Raw genomic sequence first — 21,609 nt, 5'->3', positions numbered from 1 at the left:
TTCCGTGGCGGACACCCTGGTGAACTTCCCGGTCACTTTCGAAAACGGCAAAACTTACGTGGTCTTTGCGAACGGCATCGTGGGCAGCGAAGAGACGCCCTTTACCCTTGCGGTGACGGATATGGCGCAGGAAGCGAGCACTGATGCAGCAGCGGTGCAAATCATGGCTTTCCACGGCTCACCGGGCGCTCCTGCGGTTGACATTAACAACTTTGGCGGTCCCGCCCTCATCAGCGGGCTTGCCTATGGCGACTTTACAGAAGGCTATCTGAGCCTACCGGGAGCGCAGTACTTCCTGGAAGTACGCCCAACAGGCACCGATGATCTGGCAGGGACATTTGCCATCAACCTGAACGGTGCGGAAGGTGCAGCAGCAGTTGTTTTTGCATCCGGCATATTGGGCAGCGAGCCTGCTTTCAATCTGTTAGCAGCCCTTCCGAACGGTGCAGTGGTGCCATTTACGCCGGTAGCACTGGCACAGATCATCCACAATTCTCCAGCCGAAGCCGCTGCCACAATTGACCTTTGGGGCAATAGCCAGTTTAAGATTGAAGAAGACCTTGCTTTTCAAAATGCTACAGGGCTTAGCTATTTCCCAACCCGGACACCTATAACGATTGGCGTGGCCGGTAGCGACAGCGAAACCCCTGCAGACATTCTGTTCAATGTGGAGGAGCCTGTGGTTTTTGAAGATGGCCGCTTCCATGTTATTGTGGCCAATGGCATCCCCGGCAGCACAGATACGCCCTTTGAGCTTGCCATCAACGCAGAAGCCGAGCTGTTTTCTGCCGAGCCCGGCCAATCCGATCTCACCGTCTTCCATGGTTCGCCAGGCGCTCCAGACGTAGACGTGCGGGCAAGAGAGCTGGGCGCCGATTTGGTATCAGGGCTGCCATACGGTAGTTTTTCAGGCCTGATCCCTGTTGATGTGCCAAGTACTTATTACCTGCAGGTCCGTGCGGCCGGGCAAACGCCCCTGGTAGCTACCTTTGAGGCAGAAGTGCCGGCAGCAGTAGCGGGGCTAGGGCTCACAGTAGTCGCTTCGGGCATACTTGGCGATGAAGAGCGCCCATTTGACCTTCTGGCCTTTACACCTAATGGCGACCGGGTCCGCTTTACGCCGGTAGCACAGGTACAGGTCATCCACAATTCCCCCAGCCCTACTGTGGATGTGTATGCCAATGGCGGCATCCTCATTGACGACTTTGCTTTCCGCACAGCCACGCCATTTGTAGACCTGCCCACCCGTACGGATATCGACATAGCCGTAGCATTGGGCAACAGCACCTCAGCCGACGATGCCCTGGCCGTGTTTGAGGACATCCGCTTTGAGGATGGCATGCAATATATCGTAACGGCTACAGGCATTGTGGGCAATGCGGATACCCCTTTCGACTTGGCCGTATTTGATATGGCCCAGACGACAGCCGCCGCAGGCGGTGTAGACCTGCTGCTCTACCATGGTGCACCGGATGCACCTGAGGTAGACGTAGTGGCAGATGGTGCAGGTGTATTGTTTGACGATGTAGCATACGGCAGTTACCAAGGCTATATCAACGTGCCTGCGGGCAGCTACCGGCTGAATGTAACGCCAGCTGGAGACAATAATACCATCGTAGCTGCTTACGACGCCGACCTCTCTGGGCTGGAAGGCGGTGCTGCAACCGTGTTTGCAACAGGCTTGCTTGGGGTAGCAGAAGGCGATGAAGCTTTTGCCGTCTGGGCAGCTTTGCCAGACGGGACGACCTTCCCGCTCACGGTGGTAGTCAGAACGCAAGACCTGAGCTCAGAAGTCCGCAGTTTCGAGCTGTTCCCGAACCCGGTATCAGGTACAGAAGTAAGCGTTCAGTTTGACCTCTCTGAAGGGATGAGGGCAGAAGAGCGCATCATTGATGCTGCTGGGAAGCTGGTCAGCCGGGCAGATCTCGGTGCAATGGCAGCTGGGCAGCACACTCGGATTTTAAGCATTGGCCAATTGCCCGCAGGAGTCTATACCTACAACCTGGTATCTGCTCAGGGCGTATTGTCCCGCCGTTTTGTAGTCGCTCGCCCATAGCAGCGGTGATCATGGGGCTGGCCCATCTTCGCCAGCTCCAGTATCGATAAGGCAGCGCCCTGTAGGAACCTATCCTGCAGGGCGCTTGCACTTGTGGCTGGGCTGGCGGCTGGGGCACAAACCAGATTGTCGTTTTTTTGCTTACCCCCTCCGCAAGGATAGGGGCCTGCCCCTGCCCAACGGGCAGGAGCCGCTATGCTGCGGGGCTCGCTGTCCGCTCGGCCCTATCGGGCTTCACACCCCTTCGCAGCGCTAGGCCAATGCAAGGCTAAAGCCCGAAAAGGATGACCGCCTGCGGCATTATGGTCCGCCCCCGTCAGCTGGAGGAAGAAGGGGAAAACAACAGAGATCCAGCTTCTTTATGCTCGGCGTGCCCCACCTCTGCAGACTTTCCCGTATTTTGCCTAAATTCGGTTATCCGAAAAGCACAAACCAAATTCGCTTCATGGGAGAAGAGCTGTCCAACCCACTTTCCAAGCACTATAAATTCCGTGCACTCAACGTGTATGCCTCAACGGAATGGCTGGCGGACAACAAGAAGAAGTACCGGCAAGTCTTTGACCTGCACGAAACCAATTACATCTACGCGGAGCTCTCCTTTTTCAATAAGCTATTTGACGAAGAAGACTGGGAAGTAGAGGTGGAGCTCCGCTGTTATGCTATGAAGAAGCCGGATAAGCTGCTCTGCTCCCTGCCTTTCCGCCGCAAGGTGTCTAAATACGACCCCGTCATGTACATACGGGAAGGCTGGGGCAATAAGGCTGCGGGGGCTTTTTGGAAACGGGGGACCTACTACTGGGAAGCTTGGATCGGCGGGCGTAAAGCTGGCTCCAAGTTCTTTTATATAGAGGATGCTGGCGCCCCTGTACAGCCTGGCAACAACCCTTACCTTGAGGTACAGTCTCTTAAGCTTTACGAAGGGCCTTACGATGACATCATCGAGGACGAGCGGCTTTACTATAAAAGCTTTTCCAGCGAGGAGACCCGCTATGTGTACGTGGAGGCCATTATGAAAAACCTCCACCGGGAACGCTCTTGGCAGTGCGAGCTGTACACCAAATTTTACAATGATGCCCGAGAGCTCAAGGGGCAGGTAGTGCGCCTGCAGCGCATTGACAAACGTGACGACATCATCAAGATTACTGCGGGCTGGGGCTCTAATGTCAAAGGCTCGTGGAGGAAAGACCGCTACACTGCTGAGCTGATTTTTATGGACCGCCTGCTGGCCGTCATCCCCTTTGAGGTGGAGGAGGACTTCGAGGAAGGGCTGTCAAGTGTCCTCCTGCCGGATCAGCAGTCTCCTGTCCTGTTGGCGCCAGACGAATCCTTCAACAAGACTTTTGCAGAGGTGATGGAGCGCCTGAATGCGCTTATTGGGCTTACGGCGATCAAGCAGCAGGTGCTCGACCACGCTAAGTACATACAGTTTTTGCAGTTGAGGCAGGAGAAAGGCTTCACGGAAAAAGAGCGTATTAATGTTCATTCCGTTTTTATCGGCAACCCAGGGACCGGCAAGACGACGGTTGCCAAAATGATGGGGCTGTTGTACAAAAAAATGGGGCTGCTCTCCAAGGGGCATGTACATGAAGTGGACCGGGTAGACCTGGTAGGGGAGTACATTGGCCAAACCGCCCCTAAAGTAAAGGAGGCCCTGGCCAAGGCCAAAGGCGGGGTGCTCTTCATAGATGAGGCTTATGCCTTGGCGCGTTCTAATGATGACAGCAAGGATTTTGGGCGGGAGGTCATTGAGATACTTGTCAAGGAAATGTCTTCCGCAGGGGGAGATGATTTCGCGGTCATTGTCGCCGGTTACCCAAAGGAGATGAAGCATTTTCTGGATTCCAACCCCGGGCTTAAATCCCGTTTCAAACTGCATTTCGAATTTTCGGATTATTTGCCGCAGGAGCTTTCTCAAATCGCGGCCTTCGCCTGTCAGGAAAAAGGGGTGGAGCTGGAGCCGGAGGCCAAGGCTAAGATAGATGAAATCATTGTTGATGCTTACCGGGCCCGTGACCGCTCCTTCGGCAATGCCCGCTTTGTGTACGACCTGATCGAGAAATCGAAGATCAACCTCGGGCTGCGCATCATGTCTGATGACAACCCTAAGGATAAGCCAAAGGAGGAGCTGGCCAGGATACTGCTGTCAGATGTAGAAGGGCTTGGCGCAAAACCAAAGGTACAGCTGCCTGAAATCCCTGTAGATGAAGACCTGCTGCAGGAAGCGCTGCAGGAGCTGCAGCGATTGGTCGGCATGGAGCAGATCAAGGAGCAGATCAATGAGCTGGTGCGCTTGGTCCGTTTTTACCGGGAGACCGGCCGGGATGTGCTCAACAGCTTTTTCCTCCACACCGTTTTCATCGGCAACCCGGGCACAGGTAAAACTACCGTGGCCCGCATTCTCACCAAAATGTACAAAGCCCTAGGCGTACTTGAGCGGGGGCACATGGTAGAGACCGACCGCCAAGGCCTGGTGGCTGGCCACGTCGGGCAGACCGCCATCAAATCTGCAGAGCGCATAGACGAAGCGATGGGCGGGGTACTGTTCATTGATGAGGCTTATGCCCTTACGCAAGCGCAGGGCTCCAATGATTTCGGCGACGAAGCCGTGCAGACCCTGCTCAAGCGCATGGAGGATTTCCGTGGCCGCTTTTTTGTTTTTGTCGCCGGCTACCCTGAAAATATGGAGGCCTTCCTCAAGGCGAACCCTGGCCTGAACTCCCGTTTTGACAAAGTCCTGAAGTTTGAAGATTACAGCCCGCGGGAGCTCCACCGCATTGCCATGCAAATGCTAGCAGAAAACCACATTGTGGCAGAGCCACAGGCTGAAGAGCACCTGCGCGGCTACCTGGCCTTCCTTTATGACTACCGGGACAAGTACTTCGGCAACGCCCGCACCGTGCGCACCGTGGTCAATGAAGCCATCAAAAACCACAACCTCAGGTTGGCAGCGCTTACTCCGGGGGAACGCTCTGGCACCCCCCTCAATCTGCTGACCCTGGCTGATGTGCAGGCTTTCAAACTGGACAAAAGCAGTTTCGTATTCAGTAAGAAGGGGATTGGCTTCCGGCAGCGGGAACAATAAAGCAGAGTTGGCCCCTGTACTGCCCTAAGGGGGGCAAATCAAAGCGCCCCAAGCGTTTGGCCTTATCGGCTTTAGGGTGGAGCCGGACTAGCGCTGCGGAGGGGTTTAAGAGCTGTTCGGATTTTACCCTTCGGGCTACTCTTGCCAACTTTTGTCCTGCTCTTCGTTGTTTTTCGGTCACGTAGCTAGGCTATTGTATTCAAGAATGGGGCCCTTTGTCCCATTCTTGAATACAAAACGCCTCGATCAGGGCAAAATTTGGCTGCGTTCGCTCCAAAAACAAAATCTGAACAGCTCTAAGCCCGATAGGGCCGAGCGGATAGCGAGCCCCGCAGCATAGCGACCCCTGCTTTCTGGCAGGGGTAGGCCCCAAAGAAATGGCAATATGGTTTGGGCTCGCCCCAAAGATTAGCTGCGGGTGCAAGGGGGATTCCCAAATTCGCATTACCTTCGCTTTGCCCGCGCCAAGTACCAGATATTATTAACCTCACCCCAATTTTATGCTCGAGAGAAAGCACCCCGATCAGACTCAAGCCTGGAAAGCGTTATCGGCTCATTTTGAATCCGTTAAGGCGGTACACATCAAGGACCTCTTCAGGGAAGACCCCCGCCGTTTTGAGGACTTTTCCATTCGTTTTGAGGATATTCTGGTAGACTACTCCAAAAACCGCATCACTTCACAGACCATTAGCTTGCTGCTTGACCTTGCCCGTGAATGCGGGCTGGAGCCTGCCATCGAGGCCATGTTCAGCGGCCAGCCCATCAACGAGACCGAAGGCCGGGCGGTGCTGCATACAGCCTTGCGCAACCGGACCAACCTGCCAGTCATGGTGGATGGGGAAGATGTCATGCCCGCAGTCAATGAGGTGTTGAGGCGCATGGAGCACTTTTCAGATCAGGTGGTTTCTGGAGCCTGGAAAGGGTATACTGGCAAACCGGTCCGCACCCTTGTCAATATAGGCATTGGGGGCTCCGATTTGGGGCCGGTCATGGTCACTGAGGCCCTGCGCCCATATTGGCAACCGGGCATGAACGTCCACTTTGTTTCCAATGTGGACGGCACCCACCTGGCAGAAACACTTCAGCAGTGCGACCCGGAAGAGACTTTGTTCATCATTGCTTCTAAAACTTTCACGACTCAGGAGACCATGACGAACGCCCGCTCTGCCCGGGAGTGGTTCCTGTCTCATGCCAAAGCTGAATCAGAGGTTGCAAAGCACTTTGTGGCCTTGTCCACCAACAGCGAAGGCGTAGCCGCCTTTGGCATCGCTCCTGAAAACATGTTCGGCTTTTGGGATTGGGTAGGGGGGCGTTACAGCCTCACTTCGGCCATTGGCCTGCCAATCGCCTGTACCATTGGCTTTGCCAATTTCCGTCAGTTGCTGGAAGGTTTCCATGCTATGGATCTTCACTTCCGTGAAACGGAGCTGGAGCACAACCTTCCGGTCCTGTTGGGCCTGATCGGGATTTGGTACAACAACTTTTTTGGGGCAGAGTCAGAGGCTATCCTGCCTTATGATCAGTACCTTCACCGTTTCCCTGCCTATTTCCAGCAGGGCAATATGGAGAGCAATGGCAAGTCTGTGGGCCGTGATGGCCACCCCGTACGTTATCAGACTGGCCCTATCATCTGGGGCGAGCCGGGCACCAATGGGCAGCATGCCTTTTACCAGCTGATCCATCAGGGCACCAAGCTTATCCCCTGCGATTTCATCGCCCCGGCCATTTCCCACAACCCTCTGGGCAGCCATCATGCCAAGCTGCTCTCCAATTTCTTTGCGCAGACCGAGGCTTTGATGATGGGGAAAACACCGGAAGAGGTGAAGGGCGAGCTCCAACAAGCAGGCAAGAGCGAGGCGGAGATTGCCAAGCTGCTCCCCTTCAAGGTCTTCGAGGGCAACCGTCCTACGAACTCTATCTTGGTCCGTCAGGTCACCCCCCGCAGCTTAGGTAGTTTGATCGCAATGTACGAGCACAAAATATTCGTGCAGGGCGTCATCTGGAATATATTCAGCTTCGATCAGTGGGGGGTAGAGCTCGGCAAACAGTTGGCCAATAAAATCCTCCCAGAGCTGGATGGGGATGAAATAGTGGACAACCACGATGCCTCCACCAATGGGCTGATCAACGCTTTTAAGCAGATGAGAAAAGGATAGGGCGCGGCCTTTGTTTTGGGGCAACCCAACCGCGAGGGCCGCTGCTGCAGTCTGTATGAGAAAGGATTTTCGACACCAATACCGACTGTTATGTACAAACCGCTTATTTTGTTTATGGCCCTGCTCAGCATTGGCCTCCCTTCCTGTACCAAAGATGGGTGCGGTTGTGAAGCTACAGCGTGCCGCCCAGCTTTAGTTGTAGGGGAAGAAGGGTTCCAGAACTTCCCCAATGACCCCCACTTTATAACCCTTGCCCGGGTGGAGGGGCAGTGCCTTGAGGTCGTCTACCGTTATGGGGGAGGTTGTGGAACGGTTTCCACCCAGCTTTTGGTCAATGAAGTGGCCGCTTACACCGAGCCGCCAACCCGTTTCCTCCGGCTTAGCCTAGAGGACAACGACCTTTGCGAAGCTCTTGTATCTGATACCTTGCAGTTCGACTTGGGGGTGCTGCATTCGGGGGAAGAGGGGCAGGCGCTCCTCCGGCTTGAAGGCTGGGAGGAAGTGATAGACTACAGTTATTAGCCTGGGGCATCAGCGCTCCGATAAAAATAATGCCATGCGATACAACTTGATCTATTTGGGGGTACTGGCTTTTGGGCTTCTTGGTTTTCCTGCCTGTTATTCCCCTTCTGTGCCCGAAGCATCAGCTCCTCAGACAGCCGTTGAGGGGTATGACAGCCTGTTGGCTGCTGAGCTTGGGGCAGACCCCTATGGCATGAAATCTTATGTAATGGCTTTTCTGTACCGGGGTGAGAACCGCAGCTTGGATTCATTGGAGGCGGCTGAATTGCAGCGGGCCCACCTGGAAAATATCCAGCGTATGGCAAAGGAAGGGCAGCTGGTTTTGGCTGGCCCATTTATGGACGGTGGAGACCTGCGCGGGATTTACATCTTTGACGTTGCTACTGTCGAAGAAGCCGAGGCGCTTACACAGACGGACCCTGCTATTCAGGCGGGCTCCTTGCGCATGGAGCTCAAACCTTGGTATGGCTCGGCCGCAGTGATGAAGGTCAACGGCTGGCATGCGCGCATTGCTGAAACTTCTTTTTAGAGGACGGGTAAAAAATAAATGCCCGATGAAGACGAAACCTCTTCACCGGGCGCTGTTTGTGCTAGGCTGCGATCAAGCTGTTGGCCGGCCGATCAGGCGCTGGGCTGCCTGCAGGATGCGGGTATCCTGTAAGTCGACAATCCCTCCGTTCGGCCCAGGCTGAAGGTGGGCATCTACGATTTTCCCGTTCTCAAACTTCTTCGCGCCAAAATAATTGCGGACGGTCTGTTCTTCCAATCCCAGATCGTCCGCAATTTTTTTGATGCTGCCAGTCGGCAACTGATGTTTGATGCTCCTCAGTTCATCATAGGTGATATGCATAGCTGTACGATTTAGTTAGAAAATCAATAATTGCACTCAAAGCATACCACTTAATTTAAGGGGTTTCCTTTTGCGAATCAATAGTTTTTGGAGGAAATGCCCGCCTTTATTCTGTTTTTTTTGGTTTACAAGAGATAAAGGCGGGTGTTTTTCGATTATGCTAACTGTTTATTTGGTTTCCGGCAAGAAGATAGCGTCCACGGCTTGCGCTTTCACAGTAGCGTTGAACTCGGGGATCTCCGTCTCTTTCAAAGCGTAAAAGCGTTCGAGCTGTGCATCAATTTTGGCGGTCAGCTCCTTGCGAACGGCTTCATCCTGCTGCGTAGGGGCAAAATCCCCTATGCCCAAAAGGGAGTTCAGATGGGCCAGCTTGTTGGTCAGCTGAATGGGATAGTTCAGCGGGTCTTGCCGGCTCTCGTTCCGGGTTTGGTAGAGGGCTTTTTCCACAGCGGTCATTACACTGTCGATGGCATTGGCTTGTTCTAAGAGTGCGGCCTTGTCTGCCTGCCCTTTCCAGTTTTTAGTAAAATGCCCCAGCTGCCCGCGGATGGAGCGGATGTCCATAATCGCTTGATGGGCTTCGGAGACTTTATCGTTTACAGCTGTAATGAAATCGAACTGAGCTTGCATGTCCTGAAGGGTAGCAGAGGTACGCGGGTCTTTCAACACCGAAAATGGCTGTTGCAGGGTATCCGTTCCGACGATGAGCTCAGCCCGGTATGCCCCCGGTACAGCTTTAGGCCCAGATAGCCCTGCCCACCAAAGGATCATCCCTTTGAAGTCTTTGGCTTTGGGGTAGTAGAGGTCCCAAACGAACTGATTGCTGCCTGCCTTTACCTCCAGCTGGCCTTCTTTTTCTTTGGCCTGTGTGCTGAAAGCCCGGATAAGCGTCCCGTCTGCTTCCAAGAACCGCAGGGCGATATGAGCACTGTCGTGGATCTGGCTTTCGGGGATAAAAAAGTAAGCCATGAGGCCACCGGGGTGGTTGGTGCCAGCATTTTTAGGTTTTTTCCGCTGCCCGCCATCCATCCGGTAAGCTGGGCGTGGTTCGAAGAGATGGGGCACATTTGTTTTGTGCTGTGCGCTGAGCTGATGCAGAGGCGTGAGGTCATCGATAATCCAAATGCTGCGGCCCTGTGTTGCAGCGATCAGGTTGTCGTCTTTGATGTGCAAGTCTGTAATAGGCACTACGGGGAGGTTCTGTTGGAAAGAAGCCCAGGAGTCGCCGTTGTCAAAAGAGAGGTACATGCCGCTTTCTGTACCTGCATAGAGCAGCCCCTCCCGTTTGGGGTCGGCACGTACAACACGTGTGAAGTGCTCTTCGCCAATCCCTTTAGTGATCAGCCGCCAAGATTTCCCGTAGTCCGTTACGTGGTAGAGGTAGGGGGCATAATCGCCGAGTTTGTAGCGGGTGCCGGCAATAAAGGCTGCCCCTTTGCGGAAGGGGTCGGGGTCTATGCTGTTGATCATCATCCACTCGGGCATAGAGGCTGGGGTGACGTTTTCCCAGTCCTTGCCGCCATTGCGGGTCAAGTGGACCAAGCCATCGTCAGAACCGGCCCAGATAAGGCCTGGCTCGCTGGGCGATTCCGCTGCCGCAAAAACAGTACAATAGTATTCTACCCCGGTATTGTCTTTGGTAATAGGCCCGCCAGAAGGCCCCAGCTTGCCGGGGTCATTCCGGGTAAGGTCCGGGCTGATGAGCTCCCAGCTTTCTCCGCCGTTGGTGCTCATGTGGAGGTGGTTGGAGGCTGCATAGAGCTTTTTGGGGTCGTTAGGGGAGAAGAAGATCGGGAAATTCCACTGAAAGCGGTATTTCATACCTTCTGCCCCGTAGCCCATGGGGTTATCTGGCCAGACATTGACTGCTCGCTCTTCGCCGGTCTGATGGTTTTTCATGGTCAGGAAGCCTCCATAGCTGCCGCCAAAGACCACGTCGTTATTGGTGGGGTCTACAGCGATGTGGGCGCTCTCTCCTCCTGCGGTAGATTCCCAGTCGGATTCCCCGATCTCCCGCCCCTCAGAGCGATGGCGTATACGTATAGTAGAATTGTCTTGCTGTGCTGCGTAGATACGGTAAGGGAATGCGTTGTCCGTTGTCAGCCGGTAAAACTGTGCCGTAGGCTGATTGTGGTAAGTGCTCCAGTTTTCGCCCCCGTCAAAAGTGATCTGTGCGCCCCCGTCATCACCAATGATCATGCGGGCGGGGTCTTCAGGCGCGATCCAAAGGTCGTGGTGGTCGCTGTGCTGCGACATATAAGGCTTGAAGGTGCGCCCCCCGTCTTTGGATTTGTGGTACTGCACATTGAGCACATAGACGACTTCCTCGTCTTGAGGGTCTGCATAAATCCGGCTGTAGTACCATGCCCGCTGCCGGAGCGCCCGGCTGTCATTGATACGGGACCAGGTGTCGCCCCCATCATCTGAGCGGACAACTCCGCCTTCTTCCGCTTCTACGATAGCCCATACCCGCTCTGAGTTGGCCGGAGAGACGGCCACTCCGATGATGCCTAAAGGCCCTTTGGGGAAACCCTCTTTCCCAGAGAGGTCTTCCCAGGTATCGCCCCCGTCGGTGCTGCGCCAGAGAGCTGAGCCTTCGCCCCCGCTCTCAAGGCTGTAGGGCGTGCGCCGTATCCGCCAAGTGGAAGCATAAATAACCCTGGGGTTGTTGGGGTCGAGGAGGAGGTCAACCGCCCCGGCATCTTCATTGGCAAACAATACCTGCTCCCAGGTGTCGCCCCCATCTTTGGTCCGGTAAACGCCCCGCTCCGGAGTGCTTTTGTAGAGGTCGCCCATAACCGCGGCATAAGCAATATCCGGGTTTTTGGGATGAATGCGGATACGGCCGATGTGCCGGGAGGATTCAAGCCCTTTGGGCTCCCAGGACTTGCCGCCGTCTAGGCTTTTCCAGACGCCATACCCGTAGGACACGTTGCCCCGCACGGTTTTTTCTCCTCCGCCTACATAAATCACGTTGGGGTCGTAGGTGCTCACCTCAATTGCGCCTATGGAGCCGCCGAAGAACCCGTCAGATAGGTTTTCCCAGCTCTGCCCCCCGTCTTTTGTTTTCCATACCCCACCACCGGTGGAACCGAAATAATACAGGTTGGGCTGCCCGGGCACCCCTGCGACCGCACAGCTGCGGCCACCGCGGAATGGCCCGATATTGCGCCATTCGACAGCTTCATACAAGGTGTGAGGGTAATCGGTAGTGGGTTGTGCCCCAAGCTGGGCGAGGGTACAGGCCAGCACAAAGCAGAGGGCTGGCCAGCGCAACAGTTTTTGCTTAAGCATAGTCGATAAAAGTTGGTTTAAGCCCGGAAGGGGCTTATAGTTGGTAATGCAATGGCCTTGCGCTGAAAGTCAGAAGGGGTGATTGTGGTTCAAGGGTTTAAAGGCAGCGCATAGAAAGGCCTTCTTGGGTTTGAAGATAATAAATGTCGCAGTGAAGCTGTAGAGAAATATAAAATATTGTAAAAAAGCAAAGGTGTTGGGTCAGCTGCTTTGGCTCGGCGGGGCAGGGGAGGCCGGGGGCGAGCCTTGGGGCTCATCCCGCTTTTGGCCTTGCTCCAGCCTAACATCCCGATAATGGCGCTTGAGCCAGGTGGCCAGCCCGTCGAGCCCGGGGAAGAGCACCCGCTCATTGATGTTGGACTGATCGAGCTTATCGCGGATTTCCCATTTCAGGTGGCTGGGGATAATGATTTTGAAGTAGCGGACTTGCCGGTTCCTGAGCCAGTCGCTCAGCAGCCGGTTCGGGTTCGACATCATAGAGAAGACGGCATACTGATTGACGATGCGGTCATCGATGGAAGGGGGCTCAAAGAAAATGGCGAAGTCATCCTTCTTCAGATGGCTGAGGCCGGTGAGGCTGTCCACTGCACGCTCCAGCATTTCGGCAGTAAAGATATGAGAGCCTTCTTCTTCGATGATCAGAGACAGCTGATCAGGGAGGTGGGCCTGTGTGTCTACATAATTGACAGCCCAGATCATCCCATCTTCATCGTAGCGGTTGAAGTCTGCCGTAGTAAAATGCAGGGCTACGTAAGGCGAGTAGGTCCAATCCAGCAGGCGGGTGGGCAGGCCGTGGTGCTGGGCCAGCGCCAGCCAATTCCAGATGGAGTTGTATTCCGAACGGATTTGTTTGTGGGAATATTTGCGGAAATTGCGCAGCAAGTGCTTTTCGAGGTGGGATTCCCCGAGGCGGTTGAGGGTAGAGGTCAGCTCGTAGCTTTTATCCTCCAGCCCCCGGTACACATAACCAGAACGGAAGCGCTGCAGCTGATCGTTCCAAGAGTCGCGGTAGAGTACCTCTTGCAGCTCCGCCCATGTTTGAATTTCTATGGTTTCTCCTTGCTGATGGTGCATGCCTTAAAGGTAAGGGTATTTTGGTTATGGCACCTACCGCAAAGCATAAAAAAGACAGCCCTGCCCGCGAGGGACAAGGCTGCCATTGCCACATCATCATGTTATATTTTATGCGCCCCCGGGCGCGGATCTGCTTTTAAAAAAAGCAGCCTGATTGAGTGCTGTCTTGCAGTCCTCAATCGGGCCGCGTTTGAATCGGGTGATTTGTAATGATACCTTAAAGGTAAGGGAACCCACACGGGAAGTAAAGCAGCTTGTGCTGAACGGAGTATTTTGTGGTGAATGGTTTCAGTTGCCCTTTTCGTCCAGGTATCGGTGTATCTCATCCCGGAAAGAACGGCTCGAGGCGAGCCTTAGCCCACTGTTCAGGACGATGGTGTACTGATTGTTGCCCTCGTAGATGACATCTGCAATGAAGTTGGCATTGACGAGCAGGGAACGGTGGATGCGCAGGAACTGCCCGCTAGGGAGCTCTTCTGACAGTGCCTGTAGGGTTTGGCGTATGAGGTGTTTTTTCTCAGGGGTATGGACCACGAGGTAGTTGCCATCTGCTTCGAAGTAGGAGATATCTGTGGTGCAGACAGAGATGTTCCGGCCTTTTTCCCGGATCTCGATATAAAATAGCTTTTCTTCCTGCTGTTTGCGGTGTTGGTCAAGCAATTGTACCATTTTTTGGTGAAGGGCAGCTTCTTCTTTTTGGTTGATTTGCTCCTGCGCATGCAGCAGGGCCTGCTCAAACCGCTCGTTATCGTAGGGTTTCAACAGGTAGTCTACCGCTTTTACGTCAAAGGCCTTTAGGGCATACTGATTGTAGGCAGTGACAAAGATAATGAAAGGCAATTGTTGGAGGTCAGGGTGGCTGAGCAGGTCGAACCCATTGAAGTCGGGCATTTGTATGTCTAGGAAAACCAAGTCCGGCTGGAAATTTTTGATGCTTTGCAGGGCTTCCTTCCCGTTTTTGCACTCGCCGAGGATATGGATGAAGGGGTAGGTGCTCAGCAAGCGGGCAATCCTGGCCCTGGCGAGGGGCTCGTCGTCCACAATCAGCGTTCTTATCTTTTTCATAGCCTTAGGAATGTTGGTATGGCAAAACTACAGTGGCCGTGAAGCCGTCCCCTTTTGCGGTATCAATGCTCAGGCTGGCTGCGGATTTATAGATCAGCTCCAGCCGGTCCCTGACGTTTTGCAGCCCTATGCCGCTATTGAGCAGTTCTTTGGCGGGCCGGCTGCTGCCTTGCCCGTCGTCGCTCACCTTTACTTCCACCTTCCCGTCCTCAAGCAAGCGGCATTGTACCGTGATCTGCCCATCTCCACTTTGATTGGCAAAGCCATGTTTGATGGCATTTTCTACCAAGGGCTGCAAAATCAGGCTGGGCACTTGGGCATCGAGTACATCAGTGGGTGCCTGTACCACCACCTTGAGGCGGTCCTGAAACCGGATTTGCTCTATGCTGAGGTAGTTGCGCGAAAATTCAAGCTCTTCCCGCAAGGGGATCCGGTTGGTCTTATTCTGGTCGAGCACAGAGCGCAGCAAGTGCCCCAGGCGGGAGACCATCTGCTGGGCCTGCTTTTTGTCAAACTCCATTAGAGAGGAGATGGTGTTGAGGGTGTTGAACAGAAAGTGTGGCTGTAGCTGCAGCCGCAATGCGCTCAGCTGAGCCCCGGTCAGCTGTGTTTCCATTTGCGCCATGGCTACCCGTTGGTTCCTCAGCTTGCGCTGAAAAGCGAAGGCAGAATAGATAAGGTATAGGATGCCGAATTCTATCATCCTGGAGACTAAGGCTGCGGGCAATGCCTTGATGATATGCCTTAAGGTGTCTGCACTGATCTGCTCCTTTCCGCCTAAGTGCAGCCCTCCAAAGAACATAACGTTGGAGATGGCTTCGTGCAGCACCGACAGCCCAAGCCCAACAAAAAGGATACGGGCAGGCAGCCACAATCGGCTTTCTTGGTTTTGCACCCGGTAAATCAGGTGGTTGACCAAAGGGAAGATCAAGCCCCAGGTCACGTAGTTGGCCAAGTGCAGCCATAGCCTGGGCCATTCGAAGGTATAGTTTTCGCGCAGATAATGAATAAAAAGGTAATCCCGGAGGCTGAACAGCAGCCCTAGGCCTATGCCGCTCAAGATGGCATAACCGTACGGTATGGGTTGATGGCGGATTTGCATGCTCTAAAAATAAGGCATCAGCCTCGGAATCGGGAGGGAATTGTGGCAGAGGGTTTTTTATGGGGCGAAAAGCAGGGGGCGTGAACCAAAATATTGCAGGCGTTTGTGCTTAAGGCACTAGCCTGGCATTGGCCTAGCGCTGCGAAGGGGTGGCTGAAGGCCAGACCCGACGCCTGTAGGGCGAGGGGCCGAGCGGACAGCGAGCCCCGCAGCATAGCGGCACCTGCCCTAACGGCAGGGGCAGGCCCCTATCCTTGCGGAGGGGGCAGGCAAAAAAACGACAATCTGGTTTGCGCCCCAGCAGGGTACAGCTCAGCCCCTGCATTTCACAGTTCATTTGCATCATGGCACAGCCCAGTCGGCTTTTTTTGCGCACCGGCGGGCCTTTGCTGCATATTGTCGAAAAAAACAGCGCATGAGCTTCCTTAAGCCTTTCCTCCTTCTATCGGCCTTCGCCCTGACAGGCACTTCAGCAGCACAACAGGTGCTGACCGGCCAAGTAAGGCTAGACGATGGCTCCCCGGCTATAGGCGCTAATGTATTCCTCCCAGGCACTTATGACGGCAGCGTTTCCGGTACAGACGGTTGGTTCCAGCTGGAAATGGCTTTGGCTGACAGCCTGGCCCTCAGGGTCACTTACCTTGGTTATGAGCCTCAGGACATATCGCTGAAGGGCATAGAAAATGGGGACACCTTAAAGATTACGCTGAGCGCTTCGGTTACCGAGCTGCAAGCGGCCACTATCACAGCCGGGGCATTCATCGCCAGCGATGAGCAGCAGTCTGTACTGTTGCGGCCCATTGATATCGCTTTGACTGCCGGGGCCAATGCAGACATTGCAGCTGCTTTGAATACCCTGCCGGGCACTCAGGCTAACCCCGAAGACGGCCGCCTGTTCGTCCGTGGCGGGGACGCAAGGGAGGTGCAGGCTTACGTAGATGGAATGCGGGTGCCCCGGCCCTACACCAGCTCGGTGCCGGATGTGCCGGCCAGAGGGCGTTTCTCGCCCTTTTTGTTCAAAGGCACTTCTTTTAGCACCGGGGGGTATTCAGCTGCCTTTGGGCAGGGGCTGTCCTCTGCGCTGTCCCTCGAAACGAAAGACCTGCCGGAGGCGTCAGTGACCAGCCTTTCTCTCACTAGCTTAGGGGTAGGTGCGGGGCATACCGAGCGCTGGGGCAATCAATCGTTTTCGGCCAATGCAGATTATACCCACATGGGGCCTTACACTCAGCTGGCCCCTCAGTTTTTGGAGTGGGAAAGGGCGGTGCAGGCAGGCAGCTTGCAGCTAGGGTATCAGCGGGCCCTCCCCGCAAATGGCATGCTCAAGGCGCAGGCCACTGCACAGCGGTCAGGCTTGGCTGTCCGGTACGGGGGGCAGCAGCCACCGCTATCCCTGGACAATGACAATGCTTTTGCCCAAACTACGCTGAAGCTCCTGCCCGGAGAAAACTGGGCATGGGAAAGCGGCTTGGCTATGGGCTACGACCGGGAAAAAGTAGGCAATGGCTTTGCCCTTGATCGGCAGGAGCGGACCTTTCAGGCGCGGACCGTTGCCACCCGGTATTTCAACAACAGCTGGGCCCTCCGTTTTGGCGGTTCCTGGTACTTCAGCCAATGGGAAGAGCACTATGTGAGCTCAGTGGGCGAACCGCTCAGGACCGTGCTGCCCGGGCACTTGAGCAGCAGTTTCGTGGAAGCGGAAGGGCAGCTCGGCAGCAATTGGGCACTGCGCGCCGGTGCCCGGGCTGAGTACAGCGCCCTTTCCGGCCAATTCAATGCCGCGCCCCGGGTATCTCTAGGCTACAAAGCAGGAGCACACGGGCAGTGGTCGATGGCCTGGGGGATTTTCCATCAGACGCCTGCAGAGGAATGGCTGCGCTACCGGCCAAACCTGGGGGCCGAGTCCGCTTCTCACTATATTTTGGGCTACCAGTACCAGCGCTTGGGCCGCTCGCTACGAGTGGAAGGGTATGTGAAAGACTACCGCAGCCTGGCCCGTTTCCCAGAGGGGCAGCCTTGGATGGTGGACAATAGCGGGCGGGGCTTTGCCCGGGGGCTGGATTTCTTTTACCGGGACCAGGCCAGCATCAGCAACGGCGATTTCTGGGTGTCCTACTCCTTTCTAGATACCGAAAGGGAGTATTTGGGGTTTCCTGGGCCTTTCACCCCTAGCTTTGCTTCCCGCCACAATGCCTCAGTGGTTTACAAGCATTGGGTCCGGGATTGGCAGACCAGTATAGGGCTCACCTATACCCTGAGCAGCCCCAGGCCTTACGATGACCCCAACACTCCTGAGTTTATGGACAAACAGACCCCATTGTACCAGGATTTGAGTTTTAATGCCAGTTACCTGACGGAGCTTTTTGGGCAATTTGCAATTGTGTACCTATCTGTCACCAATGTACCGGGTTTCCGGCAGGCCTTCGGCGAGCGGTTTGACACCGAGCCTGGCCCGGATGGGCTCTACCAGCCGGTGGCCTTGCGGCCTGCAGCCCCCCGTTTCTTTTTCGCCGGGCTTTTCCTCTCCATAGGGGAAGGGCGTTACTTCAGCAATTGATTTTCTACACCACTTTTTCTCAAAAAAAAGAACAACCATGAAGACGATGATTTTCTTAGCGATGAACCTGCTTCTTGCCTGGGCAACTTACGGCCAGGATGGCCAATTTGAGAACGGTATGGCCAAGGGGCTTGCCCTGTTGGAAGAGGCAGAGCGGACCCGAGACTTCGGCCCTGCGGCCGCCTTGTTCGAGCGGATCAGCGAGGCAGAGCCTCAGCGTTGGCAGCCTGCCTACCATTTGGCCTACTGCCATATGATGCTGGCAGGCGAGGCCATGGAAGAAAAGGAAGGCGGTGCCTTATCCGCGCATTTGGACAAAGCCCAAGCAGCCTTAGACCGAGCATTGGCCCTTGCCCCGCAGGAGTCTGAGATCGTAGCCTTGCAGGGGTACGTTTACACGGGCAGGATATGGAAGGCGCCTATGGTGAACGGGGCCAAGTACAGCCCTAAAGCTTCGGCAGCTTATGCCAAGGCCATTGAGCTCAATGATGAGAACCCGCGTGCTTACCATCTTATGGGGATGCACCTTTTCTACACGCCCTCTTTTTTCGGGGGCGGTGCCGAAGCGGCGCTGCCTTATCTGGAGAAGGCGGCAGCCAGGTTTGACGCTGGCAAAAAAACTGGCGAGTATGGCCCAGTTTGGGGCGCTTTCTTCAACCAAGAGCTGCTGCAGCAGGCCAAGCAGGCCACGGAATAAGGTATTTTGTATATTTAAGCCTGATGAGCAGGGAGGCATTGTGGGGGTGAGAGCGCACCTTCCTGCCCAGGCTTAGCCTTTCAAATGTTTTCCAATAACCAGGCAATGATGTCAAAAGTCAAGAGCACATTCAATTGGGGAGAGGCCAAAAGCCTGCTGCTACAGTTTGCAGCCGGCGGCGGGGCGGTCACTTTAGCGTTCAGCTCTGGGCTGCTGCTGGAAGGCGAATGGGGCGCATTCCTCAAAGGCTGGGCGCTGAACGGCACCATCTGGGTGGCTATAGGCTGGGGCAACGGGAAGTTGTTCCATTTGCTGGAGCGGGAAATGCCTTGGTTGGAAACTCCGGTGAAGCGGCTGGCCATCAGCTTGCTGCTGACCTTGGCATACTCCCTGGGCATTGCCCTGCTTATTGTGTTGGCTTACGCTTATCCGATCTGGGGGCAGCGCCCTTCAGAAGCGATAGGGGGGGTAGGCTGGCCGTTTTTTATTTCTATTTCGGGCATCACCCTTTTGGTTTCTTTTTTTCTGCACGGGCGGGGCTTTTTCATTGCTTGGAAAAATGCAGAGGTGGAGGCAGAAGCCAATAAACGGGCTGCCCTGGCTGCTGAGTACGAAGCCTTGAAAAATCAGGTTAACCCTCATTTTCTGTTCAATAGCTTCAATGTCTTGTCCGCTTTGGTATACAAAGACGCGGACCTTTCAGCCCAGTTCATCCGTCAGCTTTCGCAGGTATACCGTTATGTGCTGGACACTAGCGGGCAGGAGCTGGTGCCCCTTGAGGAAGAGCTCGGCATGCTACAGGCTTACCTTTTTCTGCTCCGCATTAGGTTTGGGGAGGCTATTGATACCCGCCTTGAAGTGGCGGCACAAGTAGATGAGGCTATTGTCCCCCTGGCCCTGCAGATGCTGGTGGAGAACGCAGTCAAGCACAATGTGGCAGCCAAGGGCAAACCGCTTGCTATCCTCATTTCGCGCGAAGGGGGCAGCCTTATCGTAAAGAATACCCTGCAGTTGAAAACCAACCGGCAGGACAGGGTAGGGGCTGGCTTGCCCAACCTTCAGCGCAGGTATGCTTTCCTGGCTGGCCAACAGCTGGACATCAAAACCGAGGGCGGGTTTTTCTGGGCCCGCGTCCCAATATTGGAGCTGAAGCCAGTTGCTGCCCTTGCAAAAGATGGGGCGTTATGAGGGTACTGATAGCAGAAGACGAAGAGCTGGCAGCAGAGCGCCTTGCTGATTTGATTTGCGAGGCCCACCCTGGCGCGCGTATTGCCGCTATCGCGGATACCGTGGAAGGCGCAGTGGAGTGGCTCCACAAAGGAGAGGCTATCGACCTGGCTTTTTTCGATATTCAGCTCGCTGACGGTGCCAGTTTTGACATATTCCAACAGGCTGATGTGCCTTGCCCGGTCATTTTTGCTACTGCTTTCGACCAATACCTGATGCAGGCCTTCAAGGTCAACAGCATAGATTATCTGCTCAAGCCATTCAACTTGGAGGATGTACGGCAGGCATTCGTAAAATATGAGCAGCTAAAACGGTCAATGAGGGCAGGCGCCCCTGACGTTAGCCAGCTGATACAGGCACTTAACCCTGTGGGCAGAGGCTACCGGCAGCGGTTCGTCGTCAAGACAGGCCCCCACCTCTTTTCGGTGCGCGCTTCAGAGGTAGCCTGTTTTTTTACTGCTCACAAAACCACTTGGCTGGCCTTGGCCGAGGGGGGGCGGAAGTTTGCTTTGGATTTTACGCTGGAGCAGCTGGAAGAGATGTTAGACCCCACAGACTTCTTTAGGGCCAATAGGCAGTATATCGTACATGCTGAAGCGGTCAGGAAGGCTACAGTTTATTCCGGGGCTCGGCTCAAAGTAGAACTTGCCAACGGGGAGGAGCTGGTCGTCAGCCGGGAAAGGGTGGCTTCCTTTAAAATGTGGATGGGCGGATAAGGGCAAACTGCCCAAGGCCTTATGGCCTTGGGCAGTGCTTTAGCAGAGTCAAGCGCCTTCCTTCATGATTTCCCGCGAGATGACGAGCTTCTGGATTTCCGAAGTCCCTTCGCCTATGGTGCACAATTTGGCATCCCTGTAGTACTTCTCAACGGGGAAGTCCTTGATGTAGCCATAGCCGCCAAATACCTGCACGGCCTCGTTGGCCACCCAAACGGCAGCTTCTGAAGCGTAGTATTTGGCCATGGACGAGATGCGGGTCACTTTCTCCCCTTTGTCTTTCAAGTGGCCCGATTTCCGGGTAAGCAGCTCTGCCGCCTGTATTTTGGTGGCCATGTCGGCAAGCTTAAAGCTGATAGCCTGGAAGGAAGCGATCGGCTTGCCGAACTGCTCGCGCTCCTTAGCGTACTGCACAGCAGCCTCGTAAGCCCCTTTTGCGATAGCAAGCGAAAGGGCCGCAATGGATATCCGGCCGCCATCCAAAATTTTCATGGACTGTATAAAGCCATCGCCCACTTCGCCCAGTACCTGGCTTTTGTGTACCCGGCAATCGTTGAAGATGAGCTCGGCGGTTTCGCTGGCCCGCATCCCAAGTTTGTTCTCTTTCTTGCCAGCGGAAAAGCCCGGCGTGCCCCGTTCGATGATGAAGGCGGTCATGCCGTGGCTGTCGAGCAGCTCTCCTGTCCGTGCAATGACCACTGCTACATCTCCGGATTTGCCGTGGGTGATAAAGTTTTTAGCCCCGTTCAGGACGTAATAATCGCCATCTTCTTCAGCCACGGTCTTCATGCGGCCGGCGTCGCTCCCGGTATTGGGCTCCGTCAGGCCCCATGCGCCGATGAACTCGCCGGTGGCCAGCTTGGGAAGGTATTTGAGCTTCTGCTCTTCATTGCCAAACATCAAAATATGATTGGTGCACAGCGAGTTGTGTGCAGCTACAGACAAGCCAATGGAGCCGCAGACCTTGCCGATCTCTTCAATGACAGTAATGTACTCTTGGTAGCCAAGCCCGGCACCATTGTATTTTTCGGGCACCAAAACGCCGAGGAATCCGTACTGCCCCATCTGCCGGAACAGATCTACGGGGAATTCTTGGGCTTCGTCCCATTCCATGACATGCGGCCGGATGTAGTTCTCCGCAAAGTCACGGGCAGTCTCTTTAATGAGCTGCAGGTTATTTAATGTTTCAACACTCATACAGGTAACGATTT

Annotated in this window: 15 protein-coding genes; 9 read left to right on the top strand and 6 right to left on the bottom strand. The window is 54.8% G+C overall.

Annotation, left to right across the window (positions count from 1 at the left end):
* The 5 genes from FRY97_RS08835 to FRY97_RS08815 form a co-directional block, all read left to right on the top strand.
* Positions 1-2,056: DUF4397 domain-containing protein (locus tag FRY97_RS08835; protein ID WP_147167088.1), on the top strand; the 2,056-nt coding region annotated here is incomplete at its 5' end.
* A 445-nt stretch (positions 2,057-2,501) separates the two neighbouring features.
* Positions 2,502-5,138 (top strand): AAA family ATPase, encoded by a 2,637-nt coding sequence (locus tag FRY97_RS08830; protein ID WP_147167087.1) that lies wholly within the window; start codon positions 2,502-2,504, stop codon positions 5,136-5,138.
* A 500-nt stretch (positions 5,139-5,638) separates the two neighbouring features.
* Positions 5,639-7,294, top strand: a complete 1,656-nt coding sequence (gene pgi, locus FRY97_RS08825) for a glucose-6-phosphate isomerase (RefSeq protein ID WP_147167086.1) — start codon at positions 5,639-5,641, stop codon at positions 7,292-7,294.
* 90 nt (positions 7,295-7,384) lie between these two features.
* Positions 7,385-7,816 carry a hypothetical protein gene (locus FRY97_RS08820; RefSeq protein ID WP_147167085.1) on the top strand — a complete coding sequence of 144 codons (432 nt, stop codon included), beginning with the start codon at positions 7,385-7,387 and terminating at the stop codon, positions 7,814-7,816.
* A gap of 34 nt (positions 7,817-7,850) precedes the next feature.
* Positions 7,851-8,345 (top strand): YciI family protein, encoded by a 495-nt coding sequence (locus tag FRY97_RS08815; RefSeq protein WP_147167084.1) that lies wholly within the window; start codon positions 7,851-7,853, stop codon positions 8,343-8,345.
* A 72-nt stretch (positions 8,346-8,417) separates the two neighbouring features.
* Here FRY97_RS08815 and FRY97_RS08810 read toward each other — a convergent pair whose 3' ends face one another.
* The 5 genes from FRY97_RS08810 to FRY97_RS08790 all read right to left on the bottom strand — a co-directional run bounded on the left by FRY97_RS08810 (position 8,418) and on the right by FRY97_RS08790 (position 15,201).
* Positions 8,418-8,666 carry a DNA-binding protein gene (locus FRY97_RS08810; protein WP_147167083.1) on the bottom strand — a complete coding sequence of 83 codons (249 nt, stop codon included), beginning with the start codon at positions 8,664-8,666 and terminating at the stop codon, positions 8,418-8,420.
* Between the two features lie 168 nt (positions 8,667-8,834).
* A complete protein-coding gene (locus FRY97_RS08805; RefSeq protein WP_147167082.1) occupies positions 8,835-11,960 on the bottom strand; it encodes a WD40/YVTN/BNR-like repeat-containing protein in 3,126 nt (1,041 codons plus the stop codon).
* Between the two features lie 201 nt (positions 11,961-12,161).
* Positions 12,162-13,034: an FRG domain-containing protein gene (locus tag FRY97_RS08800; RefSeq protein ID WP_147167081.1), complete on the bottom strand. Its 873-nt coding sequence runs from the start codon at positions 13,032-13,034 to the stop codon at positions 12,162-12,164.
* A 288-nt stretch (positions 13,035-13,322) separates the two neighbouring features.
* Complete coding sequence (locus FRY97_RS08795) at positions 13,323-14,099, bottom strand: LytR/AlgR family response regulator transcription factor (protein WP_147167080.1); 777 nt, start codon at positions 14,097-14,099, stop codon at positions 13,323-13,325.
* A 4-nt stretch (positions 14,100-14,103) separates the two neighbouring features.
* Positions 14,104-15,201: a sensor histidine kinase gene (locus tag FRY97_RS08790; RefSeq protein ID WP_147167079.1), complete on the bottom strand. Its 1,098-nt coding sequence runs from the start codon at positions 15,199-15,201 to the stop codon at positions 14,104-14,106.
* Between the two features lie 415 nt (positions 15,202-15,616).
* Here FRY97_RS08790 and FRY97_RS08785 point away from each other — a divergent pair, with 415 nt between their 5' ends.
* The 4 genes from FRY97_RS08785 (at position 15,617) to FRY97_RS08770 (ending at position 20,398) form a co-directional block, all read left to right on the top strand.
* Entirely contained in the window at positions 15,617-17,758 is a 2,142-nt protein-coding gene (locus tag FRY97_RS08785) for a TonB-dependent receptor (RefSeq protein ID WP_147167078.1), read from the top strand.
* Positions 17,759-17,795: 37 nt separating this feature from the next.
* Positions 17,796-18,455, top strand: a complete 660-nt coding sequence (locus FRY97_RS08780; protein WP_147167077.1) for a hypothetical protein — start codon at positions 17,796-17,798, stop codon at positions 18,453-18,455.
* 105 nt (positions 18,456-18,560) lie between these two features.
* Positions 18,561-19,643 carry a sensor histidine kinase gene (locus tag FRY97_RS08775; protein WP_170254554.1) on the top strand — a complete coding sequence of 361 codons (1,083 nt, stop codon included), beginning with the start codon at positions 18,561-18,563 and terminating at the stop codon, positions 19,641-19,643.
* Positions 19,640-20,398 carry a LytR/AlgR family response regulator transcription factor gene (locus FRY97_RS08770; RefSeq protein ID WP_147167075.1) on the top strand — a complete coding sequence of 253 codons (759 nt, stop codon included), beginning with the start codon at positions 19,640-19,642 and terminating at the stop codon, positions 20,396-20,398. The genes FRY97_RS08775 and FRY97_RS08770 overlap by 4 nt, the downstream gene beginning before the upstream one ends.
* 48 nt (positions 20,399-20,446) lie before the next feature.
* On the opposite strand, the gene FRY97_RS08765 is transcribed toward FRY97_RS08770, so the two are convergent.
* Positions 20,447-21,595, bottom strand: a complete 1,149-nt coding sequence (locus FRY97_RS08765; protein WP_147167074.1) for an acyl-CoA dehydrogenase family protein — start codon at positions 21,593-21,595, stop codon at positions 20,447-20,449.
* Positions 21,596-21,609 lie beyond the last annotated feature (14 nt).

Origin of the sequence: Phaeodactylibacter luteus (genome assembly GCF_007993045.1) — a bacterium.
In the GTDB taxonomy this organism is placed as follows: domain Bacteria; phylum Bacteroidota; class Bacteroidia; order Chitinophagales; family Saprospiraceae; genus Phaeodactylibacter; species Phaeodactylibacter luteus.
The sequence above is the reverse complement of the archived record's forward strand: the minus strand, read 5'-3'. Positions and strand labels throughout refer to the sequence as shown.

What these genes read in the sequence shown, in the direction of transcription:
- FRY97_RS08830 (WP_147167087.1), top strand. Translation starts at nt 2,502, where the DNA reads ATGGGAGAAGAGCTGTCCAACCCACTTTCCAAGCACTATAAATTCCGT.
- pgi (WP_147167086.1), top strand. Translation starts at nt 5,639, where the DNA reads ATGCTCGAGAGAAAGCACCCCGATCAGACTCAAGCCTGGAAAGCGTTA.
- FRY97_RS08820 (WP_147167085.1), top strand. Translation starts at nt 7,385, where the DNA reads ATGTACAAACCGCTTATTTTGTTTATGGCCCTGCTCAGCATTGGCCTC.
- FRY97_RS08815 (WP_147167084.1), top strand. Translation starts at nt 7,851, where the DNA reads ATGCGATACAACTTGATCTATTTGGGGGTACTGGCTTTTGGGCTTCTT.
- FRY97_RS08810 (WP_147167083.1), bottom strand. Translation starts at nt 8,666, where the DNA reads ATGCATATCACCTATGATGAACTGAGGAGCATCAAACATCAGTTGCCG.
- FRY97_RS08805 (WP_147167082.1), bottom strand. Translation starts at nt 11,960, where the DNA reads ATGCTTAAGCAAAAACTGTTGCGCTGGCCAGCCCTCTGCTTTGTGCTG.
- FRY97_RS08800 (WP_147167081.1), bottom strand. Translation starts at nt 13,034, where the DNA reads ATGCACCATCAGCAAGGAGAAACCATAGAAATTCAAACATGGGCGGAG.
- FRY97_RS08795 (WP_147167080.1), bottom strand. Translation starts at nt 14,099, where the DNA reads ATGAAAAAGATAAGAACGCTGATTGTGGACGACGAGCCCCTCGCCAGG.
- FRY97_RS08790 (WP_147167079.1), bottom strand. Translation starts at nt 15,201, where the DNA reads ATGCAAATCCGCCATCAACCCATACCGTACGGTTATGCCATCTTGAGC.
- FRY97_RS08785 (WP_147167078.1), top strand. Translation starts at nt 15,617, where the DNA reads ATGAGCTTCCTTAAGCCTTTCCTCCTTCTATCGGCCTTCGCCCTGACA.
- FRY97_RS08780 (WP_147167077.1), top strand. Translation starts at nt 17,796, where the DNA reads ATGAAGACGATGATTTTCTTAGCGATGAACCTGCTTCTTGCCTGGGCA.
- FRY97_RS08775 (WP_170254554.1), top strand. Translation starts at nt 18,561, where the DNA reads ATGATGTCAAAAGTCAAGAGCACATTCAATTGGGGAGAGGCCAAAAGC.
- FRY97_RS08770 (WP_147167075.1), top strand. Translation starts at nt 19,640, where the DNA reads ATGAGGGTACTGATAGCAGAAGACGAAGAGCTGGCAGCAGAGCGCCTT.
- FRY97_RS08765 (WP_147167074.1), bottom strand. Translation starts at nt 21,595, where the DNA reads ATGAGTGTTGAAACATTAAATAACCTGCAGCTCATTAAAGAGACTGCC.